Origin of the sequence: Aeromonas sp. 600527 (genome assembly GCF_049175415.1) — a bacterium.
Classification (GTDB): Bacteria; Pseudomonadota; Gammaproteobacteria; order Enterobacterales; family Aeromonadaceae; genus Aeromonas; species Aeromonas veronii_A.
Genome location: NZ_JAAKVA010000012.1, coordinates 99,297 through 117,480, shown reverse-complemented (window position 1 = coordinate 117,480; position 18,184 = coordinate 99,297). Strand labels below are relative to the sequence as shown.

General features: G+C 58.0%; 18 protein-coding genes. 5 read left to right on the top strand and 13 right to left on the bottom strand.

What is annotated here, in order from left to right; genetic code table 11:
* Nucleotides 1-55: 55 nt before the first annotated feature.
* Nucleotides 56-511: an NfeD family protein gene (locus G5154_RS15140; RefSeq protein WP_421251155.1), complete on the bottom strand. Its 456-nt coding sequence runs from the start codon at nt 509-511 to the stop codon at nt 56-58.
* Nucleotides 508-1,431 carry an SPFH domain-containing protein gene (locus G5154_RS15135; protein WP_005335703.1) on the bottom strand — a complete coding sequence of 308 codons (924 nt, stop codon included), beginning with the start codon at nt 1,429-1,431 and terminating at the stop codon, nt 508-510. The genes G5154_RS15140 and G5154_RS15135 overlap by 4 nt, the downstream gene beginning before the upstream one ends.
* A gap of 197 nt (nt 1,432-1,628) precedes the next feature.
* On the opposite strand from G5154_RS15135, the gene cysG reads away from it, so the two are divergent.
* The 5 genes from cysG to cysC all read left to right on the top strand — a co-directional run bounded on the left by cysG (nt 1,629) and on the right by cysC (nt 8,079).
* Nucleotides 1,629-3,065, top strand: a complete 1,437-nt coding sequence (gene cysG, locus G5154_RS15130) for a siroheme synthase CysG (protein WP_421251156.1) — start codon at nt 1,629-1,631, stop codon at nt 3,063-3,065.
* Nucleotides 3,066-3,137: 72 nt separating this feature from the next.
* Nucleotides 3,138-4,070 (top strand): sulfate adenylyltransferase subunit CysD, encoded by a 933-nt coding sequence (gene cysD / locus G5154_RS15125; RefSeq protein WP_323670614.1) that lies wholly within the window; start codon nt 3,138-3,140, stop codon nt 4,068-4,070.
* Nucleotides 4,071-4,082: 12 nt separating this feature from the next.
* The gene (gene cysN, locus G5154_RS15120; protein WP_421251157.1) at nt 4,083-5,510 is read left to right on the top strand and encodes a sulfate adenylyltransferase subunit CysN; all 1,428 of its coding nucleotides are present in this window, start codon (nt 4,083-4,085) and stop codon (nt 5,508-5,510) included.
* Between the two features lie 4 nt (nt 5,511-5,514).
* Nucleotides 5,515-7,239 carry an SLC13 family permease gene (locus G5154_RS15115; RefSeq protein WP_421251158.1) on the top strand — a complete coding sequence of 575 codons (1,725 nt, stop codon included), beginning with the start codon at nt 5,515-5,517 and terminating at the stop codon, nt 7,237-7,239.
* Nucleotides 7,240-7,488: 249 nt separating this feature from the next.
* Nucleotides 7,489-8,079, top strand: a complete 591-nt coding sequence (cysC, locus tag G5154_RS15110; RefSeq protein ID WP_421251159.1) for an adenylyl-sulfate kinase — start codon at nt 7,489-7,491, stop codon at nt 8,077-8,079.
* A 376-nt stretch (nt 8,080-8,455) separates the two neighbouring features.
* Here the strand turns inward: cysC and G5154_RS15105 are convergent, their stop codons facing one another.
* From G5154_RS15105 to G5154_RS15055, 11 genes are all read right to left on the bottom strand, one after another.
* Complete coding sequence (locus G5154_RS15105) at nt 8,456-8,737, bottom strand: hypothetical protein (RefSeq protein ID WP_227341393.1); 282 nt, start codon at nt 8,735-8,737, stop codon at nt 8,456-8,458.
* 99 nt (nt 8,738-8,836) lie between these two features.
* Nucleotides 8,837-9,559, bottom strand: a complete 723-nt coding sequence (locus G5154_RS15100; protein ID WP_227341392.1) for an FRG domain-containing protein — start codon at nt 9,557-9,559, stop codon at nt 8,837-8,839.
* Between the two features lie 397 nt (nt 9,560-9,956).
* Entirely contained in the window at nt 9,957-10,628 is a 672-nt protein-coding gene (locus G5154_RS15095) for a hypothetical protein (protein WP_227341391.1), read from the bottom strand.
* Between the two features lie 548 nt (nt 10,629-11,176).
* Nucleotides 11,177-12,805 carry a methyl-accepting chemotaxis protein gene (locus G5154_RS15090; protein ID WP_227341390.1) on the bottom strand — a complete coding sequence of 543 codons (1,629 nt, stop codon included), beginning with the start codon at nt 12,803-12,805 and terminating at the stop codon, nt 11,177-11,179.
* Nucleotides 12,806-13,081: 276 nt separating this feature from the next.
* Nucleotides 13,082-13,942: a TIGR03899 family protein gene (locus tag G5154_RS15085; protein ID WP_227341389.1), complete on the bottom strand. Its 861-nt coding sequence runs from the start codon at nt 13,940-13,942 to the stop codon at nt 13,082-13,084.
* A gap of 104 nt (nt 13,943-14,046) precedes the next feature.
* Complete coding sequence (locus tag G5154_RS15080) at nt 14,047-14,523, bottom strand: DUF3299 domain-containing protein (protein WP_041234071.1); 477 nt, start codon at nt 14,521-14,523, stop codon at nt 14,047-14,049.
* A 32-nt stretch (nt 14,524-14,555) separates the two neighbouring features.
* On the bottom strand, nt 14,556-15,803 hold the full coding sequence (locus tag G5154_RS15075) for an ABC transporter permease (protein WP_043821722.1): 1,248 nt from the start codon (nt 15,801-15,803) through the stop codon (nt 14,556-14,558).
* The gene (locus tag G5154_RS15070) at nt 15,797-16,486 is read right to left on the bottom strand and encodes an ABC transporter ATP-binding protein (RefSeq protein WP_005354693.1); all 690 of its coding nucleotides are present in this window, start codon (nt 16,484-16,486) and stop codon (nt 15,797-15,799) included. Before G5154_RS15070 ends, G5154_RS15075 begins: the two co-directional genes overlap by 7 nt.
* A gap of 4 nt (nt 16,487-16,490) precedes the next feature.
* Nucleotides 16,491-17,087: a DUF2796 domain-containing protein gene (locus G5154_RS15065; protein ID WP_421251161.1), complete on the bottom strand. Its 597-nt coding sequence runs from the start codon at nt 17,085-17,087 to the stop codon at nt 16,491-16,493.
* A 32-nt stretch (nt 17,088-17,119) separates the two neighbouring features.
* Nucleotides 17,120-17,419: a DUF2607 family protein gene (locus tag G5154_RS15060; RefSeq protein WP_040068278.1), complete on the bottom strand. Its 300-nt coding sequence runs from the start codon at nt 17,417-17,419 to the stop codon at nt 17,120-17,122.
* Nucleotides 17,420-17,463: 44 nt separating this feature from the next.
* Nucleotides 17,464-18,006 carry a YtfJ family protein gene (locus G5154_RS15055; RefSeq protein ID WP_005343253.1) on the bottom strand — a complete coding sequence of 181 codons (543 nt, stop codon included), beginning with the start codon at nt 18,004-18,006 and terminating at the stop codon, nt 17,464-17,466.
* Nucleotides 18,007-18,184 lie beyond the last annotated feature (178 nt).

Genomic DNA, 18,184 nt, shown 5'->3' with positions numbered 1-18,184 from the left:
GACAAAAGCCCGCGAGCGATCGCGGGCTTTTTTATGACTCGACGGCAGAGTTGCGTCAGTTGCGGGGTTCAACCAGCAGGATGTGGGAGTCGGCCCCGACCACCCTGACTTTGCTGCCCGCAGGCAGCGACTCGTCGCAGCGCACCGTCCAGACCGTGTCGTCCAGATGCACCCGACTGGTGCCCTGAGTCACATCATCCAGCAGGATCAGCTCGCGGCCCATATAGCTCTGCATCCGCTCGTTGATGGTGCTGGCGGCATCCTGACCCGAGTTATCGCGCTGGTGCTGCCAGCGCCACCAGGCCCAGGTGGTGAGCAGGGATTGCACCGCAAACAGCAGCAACTGCGCCTGCCAGCCAAATGGCCAGATCAGCAGCAGCAGGCCCACTTCCAGCGCGGCGATGCCGGTCCAGAGCAAAAAGCCCACCGAGCCGAGCACCTCGATGGCCAGCAGAATGAAGCCGAGCCCCAGCCAGTGCCAGTGGGTCAACCCCTCTAACAGGGCTGTCATGACTTGCTGCCCTTGCCATCTTTATTGAACAGCTCGGCCATACCAGCCACCGAGCCAATCAGGCTGCCCGCTTCCAGCGGCATCATGATGATCTTGCTGTTGGGGCCTTCACCGATGCGGGCCAGTGCCTCGGTGTACTTCTGAGCTACGAAGTAGTTGATGGCCTGCAGGTCTCCTTCCGCAATTGCCTGGGAGACCATATGAGTCGCCTTGGCTTCTGCCTCGGCAGCCCGCTCCCGCGCTTCGGCGGCGAGGAAGGCGGCCTGACGCTCACCCTCGGCCTTGAGGATCTGGGACTGTTTCTCCCCTTCCGCTTTCAGGATCTTGGACTGGCGCACCCCTTCGGCCTCCAGCACCTCGGCCCGTTTCTGACGCTCAGCCTTCATCTGGGCGTTCATCGCCTCGACCAGTGCCAGCGGCGGGCGCACATCTTTAATCTCGATGCGGGTCACCTTGATGCCCCAGGGGGCGGTGGCGGCATCCATGGTGCGCAGCAGCTTCTCGTTGATGGTGTCGCGCTGGGAGAGCATCTCGTCCAGCTCCATGGCGCCGAGCACGGTCCGCATATTGGTCATGGTGAGATTGCGGATGGCGCTGGTGAGATCGTTGACCTCATAACCCGCTTTGCGGGCATCCACCACCTGCACGAAGCTGATGGCGTCGATGGTGACGTTGGCGTTGTCGCGGGAGATCACCTCTTGTGCCGGGATGTCCAGCACCTGCTCCATCATGATGATCTTGTGGCCGACCCGATCCACGTAGGGGATCAACAGGTTGAGGCCCGGGGTCAGAGTGCGGGTGTAGCGGCCGAAGCGCTCCACCGTCCAGTTGTAGCCCTGGGGCACGATCTTGATGCCCGCGCTCAGGGTGGCGAGCACCAGGAACACGAAAATCCCTAGCACAATCAATGATTCATTCATCATTTAGCTCCTTATGAAACACAGTCCCTAGCCTATGGTCTGGCGTCAGGTACCACAAGTGACTTTGTATGCCTTTGTCATGAATTGGGTTTGCTAATTACCAAAACGCATTAAAAAGCATTTTTTATTATTTTGAGGGATAAGCTGCCCTGCCTATAGTCGCCCCATATTAGTCGTGTTCCGAGGGATGGGCCGAAATGGATTATTTACCTATGTTTGCCAAGTTGGAAGGCCGCCCGGTACTGCTGGTGGGCGGGGGCGAGGTTGCCCTGCGCAAGGCGCGCCTGCTGCTGGCGGCCGGTGCCCGGCTGACCCTGGTCTCCCCGGAGCTTGAACCGGAATTTGCTGAGTTCACCGGTCGTTTCACCCATCTGGCGGAGCGCTTCACCCCGGCCCATCTGGCAGGCCAGATCCTGGTCGTTGCCGCTACAGACAATCTCGAAGTCAACGCCCTCGTCTATCAGAGCGCCAACCAGCTGGGTCTGTTCGTCAACGTGGTGGATGACCCCAAGCGCTCCAGCTTTATCTTTCCCTCGATCATTGATCGCTCGCCGCTGATGGTGGCGGTCTCCAGCGGCGGCAAGGCACCGGTGCTGGTGCGCCTGTTGCGCGAGCGGCTGGAGAGCCTGCTGCCGCGCCATCTCGGCGGGCTTACCGAGCTCTCCGGCCGGGTCCGTGACAAGGCCAAGCGGGTGCTCTCTTCCATTTCCGATCGTCGTCGCTTCTGGGAGCGCGCCTTTGCCTCCAACACCCTCGCCAGCCTGATTGAAAAAGAGGATTGGCCAGGTGCCGAGCAGTGGCTGAGCGATGGCCTAGATCAGGCGAAAAGCGAAGTGGGCGAGGTGGTATTGGTCGGTGCGGGCCCCGGTGATCCGGGCCTGTTAACCCTCAAGGCGCTGCAACAGATTCAACAGGCCGAAGTGGTGCTCTACGACCAGCTGGTCTCGCCTGAGATCCTCGATCTGGTGCGCCGCGATGCCACTTTTGTGTCGGTCGGCAAGAAGGCGGGCGCCCACAGCGTGCCGCAGGAGGAGACCAATCGCCTGCTGGTGGAGTACGCCAAGGCGGGCAACCGGGTGGTGCGGCTTAAAGGGGGCGATCCCTTTATGTTTGGCCGGGGTGGCGAGGAGCTGGAAGTGCTGGCCGACGAAGGTATCCCCTTCTCGGTGGTGCCCGGCATCACGGCCGCTGCCGGTGCCACCGCCTATGCCGGCATTCCGCTCACTCACCGTGATTACGCCCAGAGCGCTGTCTTTATCACGGGTCATTGCCAGAAAGAGGGCAAAGAGCCCGACTGGCAGCAGCTCGCCGCCACCAGTCAGACCCTGGTCATCTATATGGGGCTGATGCGCTCCGAGCATATCCAGCAGCAGCTGGTGGATCACGGCCGAAGCCAAGCCACCCCCATCGCCATCATCGAGCGCGGCACCACATCGCGCCAGCGGGTGCTGACCGGCACGCTGGCCGACTTGGCCGAGCTGGCCAAACAGGCGGTGAGCCCGTCGCTTATCGTCATCGGCGAAGTGGTTGCCCTGCGCGATCGGCTCGCCTGGTTTGGAGAGCTGGGCGGCGAACAGCAGCGCGCTGACCCGGATCTCGATGGCTGCGACCTCAAGCTGGTGCAGCTGGCCTGACCCGGAAAGAGATATTTGATGCGGCTGCTGGTGCGGCCGCGCACTGAACCACCCAGCGCCCCGAGCAGGCGCATAAGCAATGACCCGAGGACCAACATGGACCGTGAAAGATTGACGCACTTGCAGCAGCTGGAAGCCGAGAGCATCCATATCATCCGCGAGGTGGCTGCCGAATTTGAAAACCCGGTGATGATGTACTCCATCGGCAAGGACTCCTCCGTCATGCTGCATCTGGCCCGCAAGGCCTTCTATCCGGGCAAGATCCCCTTCCCCTTGCTCCACGTCGATACCGACTGGAAGTTCAAGGAGATGATCAAGTTCCGCGACGAGACCGCCAAAAAGTACGGGCTGGATCTGATCGTCCACAAGAACCCGGAAGGGCTCGCCATGGGCATCAACCCCTTCGTCCACGGCAGCGGCAAGCACACCGACATCATGAAGACCGAGGCGCTCAAGCAGGCGCTCAACAAATATGGCTTCGATGCCGCCTTCGGCGGTGCCCGCCGCGACGAAGAGAAGTCCCGTGCCAAGGAGCGGGTCTACTCCTTCCGTGACAAGTCTCACCGCTGGGATCCGAAGAACCAGCGCCCCGAGCTGTGGCGCGTCTACAACAGCCAGGTCAACAAGGGGGAGAGCATTCGGGTGTTCCCGCTCTCCAACTGGACCGAGCTGGATATCTGGCAATACATCTATCTCGAGAACATCGACATAGTGCCGCTCTACTTCGCCGCTTACCGTCCGGTGGTGGAGCGCAACGGCATCAAGATCATGGTGGATGACGAGCGCATGCCGCTGACCGCCGAGGATGAGGTGAAGCAGGAGCTGGTGCGTTTCCGTACCCTCGGCTGCTACCCGCTCACCGGGGCCATCGAATCCGATGCCACCACCTTGCCGGAAATTATTGAAGAGATGCTGCTCACCACCTCGAGCGAGCGGCAAGGGCGGCTGATTGACCACGATCAGGCCGGCTCCATGGAGCAGAAGAAGCGTCAGGGATATTTCTAAGGAGTCGTCAGCATGAACAGCCATATTCAGACCGCCATCACCGAACAGGGCATTGAAGCCTATCTGCACGCCCAGCAGCACAAGAGTCTGCTGCGTTTTCTCACCTGCGGCAGCGTGGATGACGGCAAGAGCACCCTTATCGGTCGCCTGCTGCACGACTCCCAGCAGATTTATGAAGATCAGCTCAAAGCGCTGGAGTCCGACAGCCAGAAGCTCGGCACCACCGGCGAGAAGCTGGACCTGGCACTGCTGGTGGATGGCCTGCAGGCGGAGCGCGAGCAGGGCATCACCATCGACGTGGCCTACCGCTACTTCTCCACTGCCAAGCGCAAATTTATCATCTCGGATACCCCAGGCCACGAGCAGTACACCCGCAACATGGCCACCGGCGCTTCCACCTGCGATCTGGCCATCATTCTGATCGACGCCCGCAAAGGGGTGCTGGATCAGACCCGCCGCCACAGCTTTATCGCGAGCCTGCTCGGCATAAAGCAGTTCGTGGTGGCGGTCAACAAGATGGATCTGGTGGAGTTCAGCCAAGAGGTGTTCGAGCGCATCAGCGCCGATTACCGCGAGTTCGCCAAAAAGCTCAGCGTCGACACCATCCATATCGTGCCGGTTTCGGCGCTGGACGGTGACAACGTGGTCAACCAGAGCGACAAGCTGGCTTGGTATCAGGGCGAAACCCTGCTTGCTCTGCTGGAGTCTGCCGAGGTGGAGCGCGAGCTGGAGCGCCACCCAGTGCGCCTGCCGGTGCAGTATGTGAACCGCCCCAACCTCGATTTTCGCGGCTTCGCGGGGACGCTCGCCTCCGGCATCCTGCGGGTCGGCGACAAGCTGGCGGTGCTGCCATCGGGCAAGGAGAGCACAGTGACCCGCATCGTCACCTTCGACGGCGATCTGGAGTACGCCCTGCCGGGTCAGGCCATCACCGTCACCTTCGCCGACGAGATCGACATCAGCCGCGGCGACCTGCTGGTGGATGCCGCCAAGCAGCCGCAAGTGACCCAGAATCTGCTGGCCCATATCGTCTGGATGGGGGAGGAGTCCCTGCAACCGGGTCGGGTCTACGACGTCAAACTGGCCACCAAGAAGAGTCGCGGTCAGGTGGAGGCCATCCGCCACCGCATCGAGATCAACAAGCTGGATGAGTTGGACGCAAGCGAGCTCAAGCTCAACGAGATCGGCCTGTGCGAGCTGAGCCTCACCGACCCGGTGGCGTTCGACCCGTATCAGGAGATCCGTGATACCGGCAGCTTTATCCTGATCGACCGGCTGACCAACGTCACCGTCGGCGCCGGCATGATAGTGGAAGGCTTGGCCGCCAAAGCGGTAAAAGGGCATTACAGCGAGTTCGAGATCGAGCTCAACGCGCTGGTGCGCAAGCACTTCCCGCACTGGCAAGCCCTTGCCATCGGTAACGACACAAGCAAGGAGTAAGCCCATGACCTGGCAACAATTCCTGGTGCTGGGTCTGCTGGCTGCTCTCGTGGCCCTGCTGATCCAGGGCAAACTCCGCCCGGCGCTGCTCTTCTCGGGCGCCGTGCTCATCACCTACCTGAGCGGGTTGGCGGATATCAACGCCGTGGCGGCGGGCTACACCAACAGTGCCCTGCTGACGCTGGTGCTGTTGCTGCTGGTGTCGCTGGCGGTGGAGAAGACCCGCATCATGAGCTGGTTCGCCAATCTGGTGGGCACAGGTTCATTCAACAAGGTGCTGGTGAAGGTGTGGTTCTCCACCGCTTTCCTGTCGGCTTTCGTCAATAACACTGCCGTGGTGGCCTCCATGCTGGGAGCGGTCAAACGCAACCCCAACCATGCGCCGTCGCGGCTGCTGCTGCCCATGTGTTTCGCGGCCACCTTTGGCGGGGTGCTGACCCTGATCGGCACCTCCACCAACCTGATCGTCAACAGTTTCCTCATCAAGATGGGGGCGCCGCCGCTCGGCATGTTCGACTTCTTTATGGTGGGGGCGGGCACCCTGCTGACCGGTCTGGTGGCCGTACTGCTGTTTGCACGTCACCTGCCGGAGCAGGATACCGAGATGAGCCGCGAATCCGGCTACTTTCTCGAAGCCAAGGTGGGCGCCGGTTCGCCGCTGGCGGGGCGCAGCGTCAAGGAGAACGGCCTGCGCAGCCTGAAAAGCCTCTATCTGGCGGAAATCATTCGCGGCGATCAGGTGATCTGCCCGGTGCAGCCGGAACACGAGCTGCACGAAGGGGACGTGCTGCTGTTTTGCGGCGATGTGGAGAGCGTCGGCGTGTTGCAGGAGATGAAGGGGCTGGATCTCTACGGCCAGCACCGCCTCAACGGCCAGCATCTGGTGGAGGTGATCGTCAGCCACAGCTCGCGGCTGGTGGGTCAGACCATCAAGGATGCCGAATTTCGCACCCACTTCGATGCGGTGGTGCTGGCGGTACGCCGCGGCGAAACCCAGCTTACCGGTGGCCTCGGCCAGATTGAGCTGCATGCCGGTGACACCTTGCTGCTGGCCCCCGGCCCCCAGTTTGCCCGCAACAAATCGTTGGGGCGGGAGTTTGTGGTGGTGAGCGGGCTGGAGGCCTCCACCCGCCTCGATGGCAAGCGCAGCACTGCCGTGGTGCTGGGCTTTCTCGGGGTGTTGGCGCTCTCGGTATTCGATCTGGTGCCGCTGTTCAAGGGGTTGCTGCTGATGCTGGTGGCGCTGCTGCTCACCCGCATTCTGACCCTGGACGAGATCCGCCGCCGCTTTCCGCTGGATATCTGGTTGGTGGTGGGCGGGGCGCTCGCCATCGCCGATCAGCTGGAAAAGAGCGGGCTGGCCAAGCTTATCGCCGACTGGCTGATGGGGGAGTTCAACGGTGCCAGCCCCATCATCGCCTTTATCGGTATCTATGTGTTTACGCTGGTGCTGACCGAGCTGATGAGCAACAACGCGGCGGCCGCGCTGGCTTTCCCCATGGGTTACCAGCTGGCGCTCAGCATGGATGTCTCGACCATGCCGTTTATTCTGGCGGTGCTGTTCGGGGCCAGCTCCAGCTTTATCCTGCCCTACGGCTACCAGACCAACCTGATGGTCTATGCCGCGGGCAACTACAAGATGCCGGACTACCTCAAGCTGGCCCTGCCGGTCTCGCTGGCCTATAGCCTCGGGGTGATTGTGATGGTGCCCCTGCTGTTTCCGTTTTAAGGCGTGAGCGCCAATCAAGGCGTGTTGGGATGAGTAATGTCATGGCACCAGCACGTTGTCGGCGGATAGTCCGAGGCGGCTCCCCGTGGTGCCGGACAGTTTAAGTTTTGAGGCGTGAGCGCCAGTCAAGGAGTGTTGGGTGAGCAATGCCATGGCACCAGCACGTTGGCGGCGGATAGTCCGAGGCGGCTCCCCGTGGTGCCGGACAGTTTAAGTTTTGAGGCGTAAGTGCCAAGCAAGGAGTGTGGGATGAGTAATATCGTGTGGCACAAGCATGCCGTGGACAAACAGAGCCGGGCCGAGCTTAAAGGGCAAAAACCGCTGGTGATCTGGTTCACCGGGCTCTCGGGGGCGGGTAAATCCACCCTGGCGGGAGCCTTGGAGCAGGCGCTGGCGGCACAAGGCAAGCACACCTATCTGCTGGATGGGGACAATGTGCGCCACGGCCTGTGTGGCGATCTCGGTTTCGATGATGCTGCGCGGCAGGAGAATATCCGCCGGGTCGGCGAAGTGGCGAAACTGATGGTGGATGCGGGCCTTATCGTGCTCACCGCCTTTATCTCGCCGTTCCGTGCCGAGCGGGATCTGGTGCGCAATCTCGTGGGTGAAGGGGAGTTTGTCGAGGTGTTTGTGGATGCGCCGCTCGCCATCTGTGAAGAGCGCGATCCCAAGGGGCTCTATAAAAAGGCGCGGGCAGGGGAAATTACGAATTTTACCGGTATCGACTCCGCATACGAGGCGCCGGAGCAGCCGGAAATTCATCTGCTGAATGCCGGTAAACCGGTGGAGGTGCTGGTGGAGGAGTTGCTGACTGCCCTGCGGCAGGGGAACTATCTGTAATTGGATCGGAAGAACCTATAACAAGCGCCCGGCAGCCGGCCAGTTGGCCATCACAGGCGTTGATGAGCTGACGGCAGCCACTATAAGCAAAAGCTGGGTCATTATCGTAAACCCCATAAATACAGCTTCTTATAGTGGCACCGGCGAGTCTTGAGCCACTCCGAGGCGGTCGATAGCAACCCCGCAAGGGGATCTTCCGATCCTTACTTATATTGCAGCGGGGATATTCGCGATTGTCCGAATACGCTGCGCTATTCGAACCTACGAGCTGACAGAACCATCAGAGCAATCACATAAAGCCGCCAGCACGCTCGGCTTTGTAGTGAAGGCGAAGCCACAACGAAAAAGACGTCGCTATGCCTAGCCTTGTGAAGCATTACTTTATTTCGTACTGTGGCAAGCCTTCCCAGCCGTCCACATGAGAAACTGTCCGGTATATTTGGTTACCTCTGATTTCATACTGTGGCAAACCTTCCCACCCATCCACATGTGAAACAGTTCGATAAATTTGATTGCCACGAATTTCGTATTGGGGCAATCCTTCCCAGCCATCTGCGTGAGAAACAGTTCTATATATTTGATTGCCACGAATTTCATACTGAGGCAGACCTACCCACCCATCAACATGGCTGACAGTTCTGTATATTTGTTGTGCCACTTTAAAGCTCCTATACCTATGGCTAATGCTGATTAAGGCTAAGCTAAACGATAAAAACCGCGTAGCGAGTTTTTTTCCAAATTAAGAGAATGGTTTGAGTTACAATTTCGCCAGTACTCTAATTTGAGCTGACATTGCATTTCCATATATTCCGGGGTAAATCCTAGCGAAATTAATTCCCATGGAGTCTAGATCCGACAATGCATTTACAGCATCACGTGCTGGCAACACATACTTTATTAACCTACCTTCATTAGGGTAATGTTCAACATACTCTTCAATAGAGGATTCAAGTGTTTTAAGGTGTGTAAACTTACCGTGTTGATTTTTAATTCGCTCATTACCAAATGATGGTACATTAACAATTTCACAGCCGAATTCTGGATTCCAGATAGGGTCTTCTGTATTTAAAACCCAGATAGCAACTTTATTACTGGATTCCTCCGTTGCCCTGACATGCAAGCTAAAAGCGAAAAATGCTGACACATAAGGACTTTCGCTCCAATCTAGCAGCCGAGTTGGCAGGTGATGATGCTGACCTAAACTCATCATCATTATGTCATTATCTCTGACATTATCAGGTAAGTCTTCAAGCTCACATTCCATTTTGAACTGATTTAACAATTCTTTTGCTGTTGCAACTTTATTTTTTAGCTCTCCATGATACCAACGATCAAATGAGGAACTTAATGACCAATCCTCTCCACCTTGACCTCTAAAGAGGTATTTTCCTTTTTTAAATCTGCCCTCGACATAAAGGTCTGAAATTATTTTGTTTTTAAAATCATTCCAGTCAGTACATTCAATAATATCTATTGCCATTTCAATTCCCTTTTATGATGTAATTCAGGTAGTGATTAGATAGAAGGCGGCACTAATAAATTAATACCGCCTTCAATATAACTTAGCTCCACCCTAATACAGGCTATGAAATTATACTTAAAATAAATGCCATATATGCTTCCCTCTGAAGCTGAATGCGTTTGCTTGACTTCCTCTTTTATCTCGTATGTTGGGCTAAAAGTCGTAGGTTGGTGCTGAGCGAAGTGAAGCCCAACGTTTACCGTGAAACGTATCTGAACATTTTTTACCGATCAACTAAATCCATATTTATTCCGCGCTGGTCGGCCTGACCGCCCTCGCCTAGTGGGCTGGGCTACACCCTGCGCCAATCTGCAAAAACCACGCTACCGCCCCTGAGTATTAAACAATGTGGGCATTACGAGTTTCTTGGGAAGTTGTCTGGATAAAAATATGGGTCATTCTCCCAGCCCATTTCAATTTTGACACACTCTCTAAATACTACTGCCTCCCAGTGACGAAGAAGGCATTGTGCTGATTTGAACTCCTTTTCAAAATTTTCTAAAAATATACCTACACGGTCATAGCTCTTCTGCTTATTGAACGCGATTTTTCTAGATATGCCAAAACGAAATAGGTCTCCGGAAGGGTCAATTTCATGATATGCAGTAATAATATTGTTTGTCATTTCAAGGCGAGCATCATCATTAAGCTTGTAACCATTACCGATGAGCCAATCTTTACAAGCTAACCATATCGTTTCAAGACTATGGCTATTAAGAGGCGCAGTATCAAAGGTTTTGTCAAAAGTATTTATTGAATGCATCAATGCTTTTAAATGTAGTTCAATAACTTGTCTCGATATGTGAGCAACTGGAGCAATCCAGTTTTCAATCTCTGAAATACGGTATTTTTCAATTAATGCATCAGCGGCCATGCCAAAGTCAATAGCAAGTTCAGAATACCCACATGAAGCATTATGGTTTTCAACGTAAAAAATTGATTTATGGTTTTTCCCATATTCTGAAGATGGACCTTTCCATATTTCATAGTGAAATCTAGGGTCACTATAAGTTTTGCTTTTTGACATTAAATGGCTCTTGCTGAAAATGATCTCGTATGTTGGGCTAAAAATCGTAGGTTGGAGCTGAACGAAGTGAAGCCCAACGTTTACCGCGAAACGTATCTGCACATCTGTTTTACAGACCGGCCCAATCCATCTTTATCCTGCTCTGGTTGAGGTGATCATGCTCGTCTGTTGGGTCTCGATACGCTCTGCGCCAACCTGCAAAAACCACGCTACCGCCCCTGAATTTCAGCCTCCAGTCTGCTGCTTTTTTACCTGCGTTTTGGCACTGGCTTGGCTCATGGCTGACTCCGACAAGAGGTTGCCAGGCAGCTATGTTACCGAACGGGGCTGGGGTGAAAAGCGCAAGCGGGCCATTTCCTGAGCAAGATCAATAAATTAATCAATAACTGGTGGAGATGTGTTCGTGTCAGAGCGGCCGCCCATCAGCGCAGGGGGGAATCGGAAGGGGAAAGCGGGTATGTCGCCAGCTTGTCGGCAGACATTAAAAAACCACATGGGCCCAAGGGCCCATGTGGTTTTTCTGCGCTGATTGCTTGTCTTTATCTGGCTTAGCGAACCGGCACCACGCGGGCGGCTGGCATCTCGTAGCGGCTCTGGCTTGTCGGAGCCCCTTTCTGGAACTGGCGTACCAGACGGTTGAGGTCGCTCAGCTGGGTCACCAGCTGGGTGATGCCGTGGACGGCGTGCTGGCTGCCGACGCTGGAGTCATCGGCCAGGGTCTTGATGCTGAGCACGTTGCGGTTGATCTCGGCAGTGACGTGGGATTGCTCTTGTACTGCGTGGGCAATCTGGCTGCTGCCGGAGGCAACCTGCTGCAGCATGCTGTTGATTTGCTGCAGGATAGCGCCGGTAGCCGATGCCTTCTGCTGGCAGCTGTCCGCCAGCAGGCAACCCTTCTCCATCGCCTGCTCTGCTTCACCGGAGCTGTTCTGCAGTTCGGTGATCATCTTCTGGATTTCGCTGGTAGAGGATTGGGTCTTGATGGCGAGCGAGCGGATCTCGTCGGCTACCACCGAGAAGCCACGGCCTGCTTCACCGGCCCGGGCGGCTTCGATGGCGGCATTAAGGGCCAGCAGGTTGGTCTGGTTGGCGATGTTGTTGATCACATCGAGGATGCCGTCGATATCGCGGCAGTGGCCGACCAGCGCACTGATCACGCTCTTGGAGGTGATCAGTTCACTGTTCATGCCCGCCACGGCAGCCACGGTTTCGGCCACGCTACTGTTGCCGCTCTTGAACAGCACGGCAGTTTCATCCAGCAGGCTGGAGGAGTCAGTCGAGCTTTGTGACACCTCGCGAATGGATTCCGACATTTCGGTCACGGCGGTCGCAACCTGATTGGTTTCGGCCTGCTGCTGTTGCAGGTTGTCGGTGATGGATTCGGCGTTGCGCAGATCCCCCTCGGCGGCCTGCAGGATCTTGCTGCAAGTCTGCTGGGTGCGGGCCAGCACGGCGTTGAACTCGGCCTGATTCATCACCATCGAGAGTTCGATGGCGGCGATGTTGTCCACCTTGTTGGTGTAGAGCAGCTGCATCAGCGGGTTGTCAAAGCGACTGCGGGCCATCTTGTTGAGCTTGCCGAGGCGACGGGAGAGGGCATTCAGGGTGATGGCCGCTATCGCCAGCGGCAGGGCGGCCAGCGCCAGTTGCCAGTTCATATCGTGGCTGTAGCCCAGTGCAAACATGGCGAGCAGGCTCAGCAGCAGACAGAGGTTGATGGCCAGGGTATGGGAGAAGGTGGGCAACTTGAGCGCCAGCGGCAGCTTGTTGTTGCGCAGGTCGGCATAGACCTTCTCGGCCCGCTGTTTGATCTCCTCGCTCGGGGCGGTGCGCACCGACTGATACTCCACCACCCGGCCACTGGCATCCTTGATGGGGGTGACAAAGGCGCTGACCCAGTAGTGATCGCCACTCTTGCAGCGGTTCTTCACCGGCCCCATCCAGCTCTTGCCTTCGCGGATATGGTTCCACAGATCGGCAAAGGCCTGTTTCGGCATGTCAGGATGACGTACCAGATTGTGGTGTTCCCCCACTAGCTCGTCGAGCTGGAAGCCTGCAATCTCGCAGAACTCCTCGTTGGCGTAGGTGATGCGGCTCTCCAGATCCGTGGTGGAGATGAGGCTCTGGTGGTCTGGGTAGAGACGTTCTCTTTGGGTAACCGGTTGATTGATTCTCATGGCCTTGCTCCCGAGCTGTGGTGGTTAAATTTTGATCTGCATCAAGACGTGTGCAAAGGGCGGGCCAGCTGGCAAAAGCTAATGATTGATGTGTTATTAGTGCCGTTTTGGCAGGAAAAGATCGTTGCTGTTTGCAATATGCAACTGAGCAGACGGGGTGTGCCTCTGCGGCATCTGCAATTTGCAACCTATTCTGGTCAAGCCCATGAGCTTGGAGTCAGCAGCTTGATGCGAAGGAGCCACGAACCGACGGGGCATCCACTGCCCCGCCAGAGATCAGGGGAGAGGGTCGGGAGCGGGTGAGGAGGGGGCGCTGACGAGCTGCATCACTTCAATCTGGATACCCTGCACCAGCACGGTTTTCAGATCTTGCAGGTACTCCTCCAGCGGCGACTCTTGCAGCAGCTGGGCAAGCTCGTTGCCCACCGGGGTGAGGCGGTAGTAGAGCAGGGTGATGTTGTTCTGCTTGCACTGCAGCTGCCAGCGCTGGTTGCCGAACTCCAGCTCGACCCCATCGGCGGGCAGCGGGCCGGACTCCAGCTCCGCGCGATGCAGCAGCCCCAGCTCAAACAGTTGCAGCAGGGCGTTGTAGGGCAGCCGGTATTTGCCAAGGCCAAGGCGGGTTGCCTTGGCACGACTCAGCAGGGTGGCCCCCTTGTGCAGCCCCAGCAGCAGTCGCTGCTCGTCGCTGCCGGTGTAGTGGCAAGTCAGTGAGCAGATACGTTGGAACAGCTGGGCCTCGCGCTGGGTCATCTCTTTGAGGGTGGCGAGCGCCCGGATGGAGAAGCGGCCCGGCGTGGCGACTTCCAGCGCGAAGATCCGCCCCCACAGCTGCTGCATCGGCACCATGCTGATATCTTCCGCCAGTTGCAGGAAGCGGGTCAGCCAGTCGCTGTCCATCTCGCCGCCAGCCGCGGTCTCTTCGCAGTGGCGGGAGGCCATCACCATGATGGCTTCCAGATTGCGCTGGCGGGCAGCCTGATCCGCCAGATGGCGAAAGGTGGCGCGCTGTTCGAAGGTGCTGTCGGTATTGCGGGTGAGCATGCCGTCGATGCCGCGACTGCGGGCCAGACGCAGGGTCTGCTCCTGGCTGCTCAGGATCGAACTCTCTTTTTTCGGGGGGGGGAGGTCTGCCATGCTGACTCCATTCGCACAGGTTCTGGAGCTGAATGTTACTCCAACCGGGATGCCAAGATAACAAAGCGGCCTCCGTGGAGGCCGCTTTTTTTGCAACGGGAGGATTACTCCTCGTAGACGCTCACCTCGACCGCTTCCATCGAATAGGAGGCGGTGGCCATCTCGTGGCTGGAGCTGATCGTGCGCATCTTGCCCTTCACCCAGATGGCATCCCACAGGTCATCCACCGGCGCACCCTTGGGGTAGCTCACATAGATCACCTGATTGGTGGGGGGCGGCGGTACATGGATGCAGGCGCCGAAGTAGGGCACCAGCAGGAAGGCGGTGATCTTCTTGGCATCCCCCTCCAGCGGCACCACGAAGCCCGGAATGCGCACATCCTGGTTGTCCAGCTTCTTGTTTACCCCGCCCACCGGTTGCGGCACGGAGGCGAGATCCCCATCGTGGTTCACCTGCGGAGGTGGCAGCAGTTTTTCCCCTTCCGGGATGAGCACATCCCAGTCGATGGTCTTGTAATCGGCGGCCAGGGCGGGCAGCACCAGCAGGCTGGCGAGCAGCGCCACAATTTTCCACTTCATCATCTGTCCTTCTGTTTATATTTTTGGGCGTCTCGCTAGACGCGAATGCTCATGCCATCGCTCAGGCTGTAGCGGTAAGCGCGGGCAGCAGGGAGCAGGCCAATCACCATGCCTGCCAGCCACACTACCCCCAGCAATTGCCACTCGTATGTGCTCGGCAGCCCCAGACTCAGTTGCAGGCCATAGTGGCTGAGCAGCCAGGGCGAGGCAAGCCCCTGCCCCAGATAGAGCACGGCGACCCCGAGGGCGATACCGACCGTGGTCAGCGCCATGGCCTCCAGCGCCAGCAGCAGGAACAGATGGGCAGGGCCCGCACCGAGGGATCGCAAAATAGCGAGCTCCCGGCGCCGCTCGTTAAGCCCTGCCAGCAGGGTAGTCAGCATGCCGATCAGGCCCGCCACCACCACAAAACCGGCGATCACCGACAGCGCGGTTTCCGCCACGCTCATCAGGCTCCACAGCTCCTGCAGGGCGGCCCCCGGCAGGATCGCCATCAGCGGCTCCTTGGGATAGGTGTTGACGCTGCGTTGCAGCTGGAACGCCAGGATCCGGTTGCTCAGCCCCACCATAAAGGCGGTGATGGTTTTCGGGGTGAGATCCTGCGCCAGTGCCTGCTCCGGTGTCACGTTCTTGCTGTGGCGACCGGTATCCCAACCGAGATGGATCGCCTCGATCCCCGCCAGCGGCACATGGATGGTGCGATCGATGGGCGTACCGGTTGGTGCCAGAATGCCCACCACCTTGAACGGCAGGTTGTCGTGCTGGCTGAACGAGGTGTTGCCAGCACCGTGGGCGATAACGATGGATTGGTCAAGGTGATAGCCGAGCTTCTCGGCCACCTGGGCACCGAGTACCGCTTCAAACGGCGTGTCGAATGGCCGCCCTTCCCGCAATTGCAGCGACTGCTGCTGACCGTACTTCAGGTGAGTGAAGTAGTCGCCATTGGTGCCGAGTACCCTAAATCCCTTGTGGGAGTCACCAAGGGAAAGCGGGATGGTCCAGGCGACGCCCGGTTTCTGTTTGATGGCCTGATAGGAGTCCCACCCCACGTTGTTGGTGGGGTTGCCGATGCGAAACACCGAGTAGAGCAGCAGGTTCACCTGACCGGAGCGGGCGCCGACGATGAGATCGGTACCCGAGACGGTGTTGGAGAAGCTTTCACGGGCCTGGGTGCGCACCCGTTCCACCCCGAGCAACAGGGTGACGCTGATGGCAACGGCCAGCAGGGTGAGCCCGGCGGTGAGGCGACGGGCCCAGAGACTTTGCAGGGCGAGCTTTAGCACGTAGCCCTCCGGTTAAGTTGTTGCAGGTTTTCCACCCGTGGGAACAGGGGTTCGAGGTAAGGATCGTGACTGACGAAGATCAGGGTCGAGCCCTGCTTGTCGCACTCCTCGAACAACAGCTTGATAAAGGCGGCCCGGTTGTCGGTGTCGAGGGCCGAGGTGGGCTCGTCGGCGATCACCAGTGGCGGCGAGCCGATCAGCGCCCGTGCGGCGGCAACCCGCTGCTGCTGGCCGATGCTGAGGGCATGGACGGGGCGATGCAGCGCCTCATCCGGCAGTTGCAGCTCCGCCAGCAGACGGCGCGCCTCCTGCTCCGGACTCCCTTGCAGGCGGGCCCGTTTGGCGGGCGAAAAGGTGAGGGCCGCAGTCACGTTGTCCTGCACCGAGAGAAAGGGCAGCAGATTGAACTGCTGGAAGATATAACCCAGATTGGCCGCCCGGAAGTGGTCACGGGCACGGCCAGAGAGCCGGGCCAATGGTTGGCCCAGCACCTCCAGGGTGCCGTGGTTGGCGGTCTGGATCCCGGCCAGCAACCCGAGCAGGGTCGACTTGCCAGAGCCCGACGGGCCCTTGATAAAGACCCGCTCACCCTCGCGGATAGTGAGGGCGGGCAGATCGAGTACAGCGTCGCCGCCTGGCCAGGCAAAGGCCAGATCGCGGATCTCAACCACGGCTTTTTTCATGGCGTTACCAGCTCAGCTTGTTGGCGGACGGGGACAGCTCGCCAGCGGTCTGGCCGGTGGGCAGGATCCCCTGCACGCTCAGCTTCTCAAGGCTCGGATAGACGCTGAACAGGGTCGCCTCAAGACCGGTCAGTTTGGCTGGTGTAGCGCAGGTGTAGGTGTACATGGCGCCCATATCGGCGTGACCCGCTTCGTCATGATCATGGTGGTCTTCATGTTTGTCGCTGGCAGCCTTGTCATGGTCATGGTCATGGTCATGGTCATGGTCGTGATCATGCTCTTCTTTGGCTGCTTGCAGCTCCTGCTGGGTCAGTTTGCAGCCAGCGGCCGGGTCGAAGCGGAACAGGGTGTCAGGCTGCTGGAGGCGGGCGACCGCTTTGGCATATTGCGCCTTCTCTTCATCGCTCTTGGCGGCGTGCTCGAAGCCCACCAGATCGGCTGCGGGTGCCTGCAGTTCGATCATCAACTGGTCGCCATCGACCACCAGATTGAGGTGGCCGTGGCCATGCTCGTGGGCGCCGTGGCTGTGGCTCTCGTGTTCGTCGTGATTTGCGTGTGCGCCAAAGGCCGCAGCGGCCAGCAACAGAGTAACTGCTTTCATCTTTAATCCTTTTTTCAAAACAAATAGTGAACTTAAACAAAGGGATAGATAAAAACAGAGGCGGGCGGCGCACGGATGGCATAGCTGTGAAGCGTGGCGGTATCTGCCGAGCGTTGCATGGTTGCAACGACTGGCAGAACAGAGGTCGAACCGGGGAAACAATAGGGGGTGGCGGTGATGACCTGTTTGCCATCCAGATGGAGGGCGCAAACCAGGCAGTGATGGTCGTCGTGGCCGGGCAGGACGGATTCAAACTGGTGCCGGGCAAGGGCAGGCTGCAGCCATAACCAGCCCAGCAGCAAGATCCAGATTTTCAGCTTGATACGACCCATAGACCCTTATGGAAAGGGCGCCATCAGCGCCCTTTCTCTCTGACTTAGAGATGGGACTTGATGAGCCCCATCACGGTAGCAATGTTGTTGGCATCGAGCTGGCCATCTTTGGCAAACAGCACCTTGCCCTCTTTATCCAGCAGGATGATCGCCGAGCTTTCCGGCGTCAGATCCCAGGCGTTGCGCGCCATGCCCTTGGCATCCAGCACCATGGCGGACCAGGGGAACTCTTTCTTGCTGTCTTCGGCACTGCTCTTCACAAAGCCGGAAGTGCCCCAGATGGCGTCATTGCTGTTGATGACGGTAACGGTCTGGTACTTGTCTTGCGGCAATTTGGCGGCCTTGATCGCCTCGATCATCGGGGCGTTCAGCTCCTTGGCACTGGAGCGACCGGCAATATGCTGGATCAGGAACACCTTGCCGGTGAGCGAGGTGCTCTGCCACGGCTGGTAGCCGATATCTTTGCCATTCAGTACCAGCTCGCCTTTGTCACTGACATTGACCAGCGGCACCGGGTTGCCATCCTTGAAGTTGTGAGCAAAGACCAGAGATGGCAGCAGCGCCAAAGTAAGTACGAGATGTTTCATCCTGATGACACTCCATTTGTTATGTTATAACGAGTTTCGGATTGAGGGAATGGGCGAGCTTCATCCTAAACTGATCGGATCTGTTTAAAAAGTGTTAAATAAGATCGCAATTCAGAAGCGTCGGCGCCCCGCCAGTCAGGTTGTTGGCTGGCAAGGGCGGCTAGGATGGCATGACATC

Excerpts from the sequence above, each read along its gene's own strand:
- cysC (WP_421251159.1), top strand. The coding sequence starts at position 7,489 with ATGAGTAATATCGTGTGGCACAAGCATGCCGTGGACAAACAGAGCCGG.
- G5154_RS15065 (WP_421251161.1), bottom strand. The coding sequence starts at position 17,087 with ATGAAAGCAGTTACTCTGTTGCTGGCCGCTGCGGCCTTTGGCGCACAC.
- G5154_RS15060 (WP_040068278.1), bottom strand. The coding sequence starts at position 17,419 with ATGGGTCGTATCAAGCTGAAAATCTGGATCTTGCTGCTGGGCTGGTTA.
- G5154_RS15080 (WP_041234071.1), bottom strand. The coding sequence starts at position 14,523 with ATGATGAAGTGGAAAATTGTGGCGCTGCTCGCCAGCCTGCTGGTGCTG.
- cysG (WP_421251156.1), top strand. The coding sequence starts at position 1,629 with ATGGATTATTTACCTATGTTTGCCAAGTTGGAAGGCCGCCCGGTACTG.
- G5154_RS15055 (WP_005343253.1), bottom strand. The coding sequence starts at position 18,006 with ATGAAACATCTCGTACTTACTTTGGCGCTGCTGCCATCTCTGGTCTTT.
- G5154_RS15095 (WP_227341391.1), bottom strand. The coding sequence starts at position 10,628 with ATGTCAAAAAGCAAAACTTATAGTGACCCTAGATTTCACTATGAAATA.
- G5154_RS15070 (WP_005354693.1), bottom strand. The coding sequence starts at position 16,486 with ATGAAAAAAGCCGTGGTTGAGATCCGCGATCTGGCCTTTGCCTGGCCA.
- G5154_RS15085 (WP_227341389.1), bottom strand. The coding sequence starts at position 13,942 with ATGGCAGACCTCCCCCCCCCGAAAAAAGAGAGTTCGATCCTGAGCAGC.
- G5154_RS15100 (WP_227341392.1), bottom strand. The coding sequence starts at position 9,559 with ATGGCAATAGATATTATTGAATGTACTGACTGGAATGATTTTAAAAAC.
- G5154_RS15140 (WP_421251155.1), bottom strand. The coding sequence starts at position 511 with ATGACAGCCCTGTTAGAGGGGTTGACCCACTGGCACTGGCTGGGGCTC.
- G5154_RS15115 (WP_421251158.1), top strand. The coding sequence starts at position 5,515 with ATGACCTGGCAACAATTCCTGGTGCTGGGTCTGCTGGCTGCTCTCGTG.
- G5154_RS15090 (WP_227341390.1), bottom strand. The coding sequence starts at position 12,805 with ATGAGAATCAATCAACCGGTTACCCAAAGAGAACGTCTCTACCCAGAC.
- cysN (WP_421251157.1), top strand. The coding sequence starts at position 4,083 with ATGAACAGCCATATTCAGACCGCCATCACCGAACAGGGCATTGAAGCC.
- G5154_RS15135 (WP_005335703.1), bottom strand. The coding sequence starts at position 1,431 with ATGAATGAATCATTGATTGTGCTAGGGATTTTCGTGTTCCTGGTGCTC.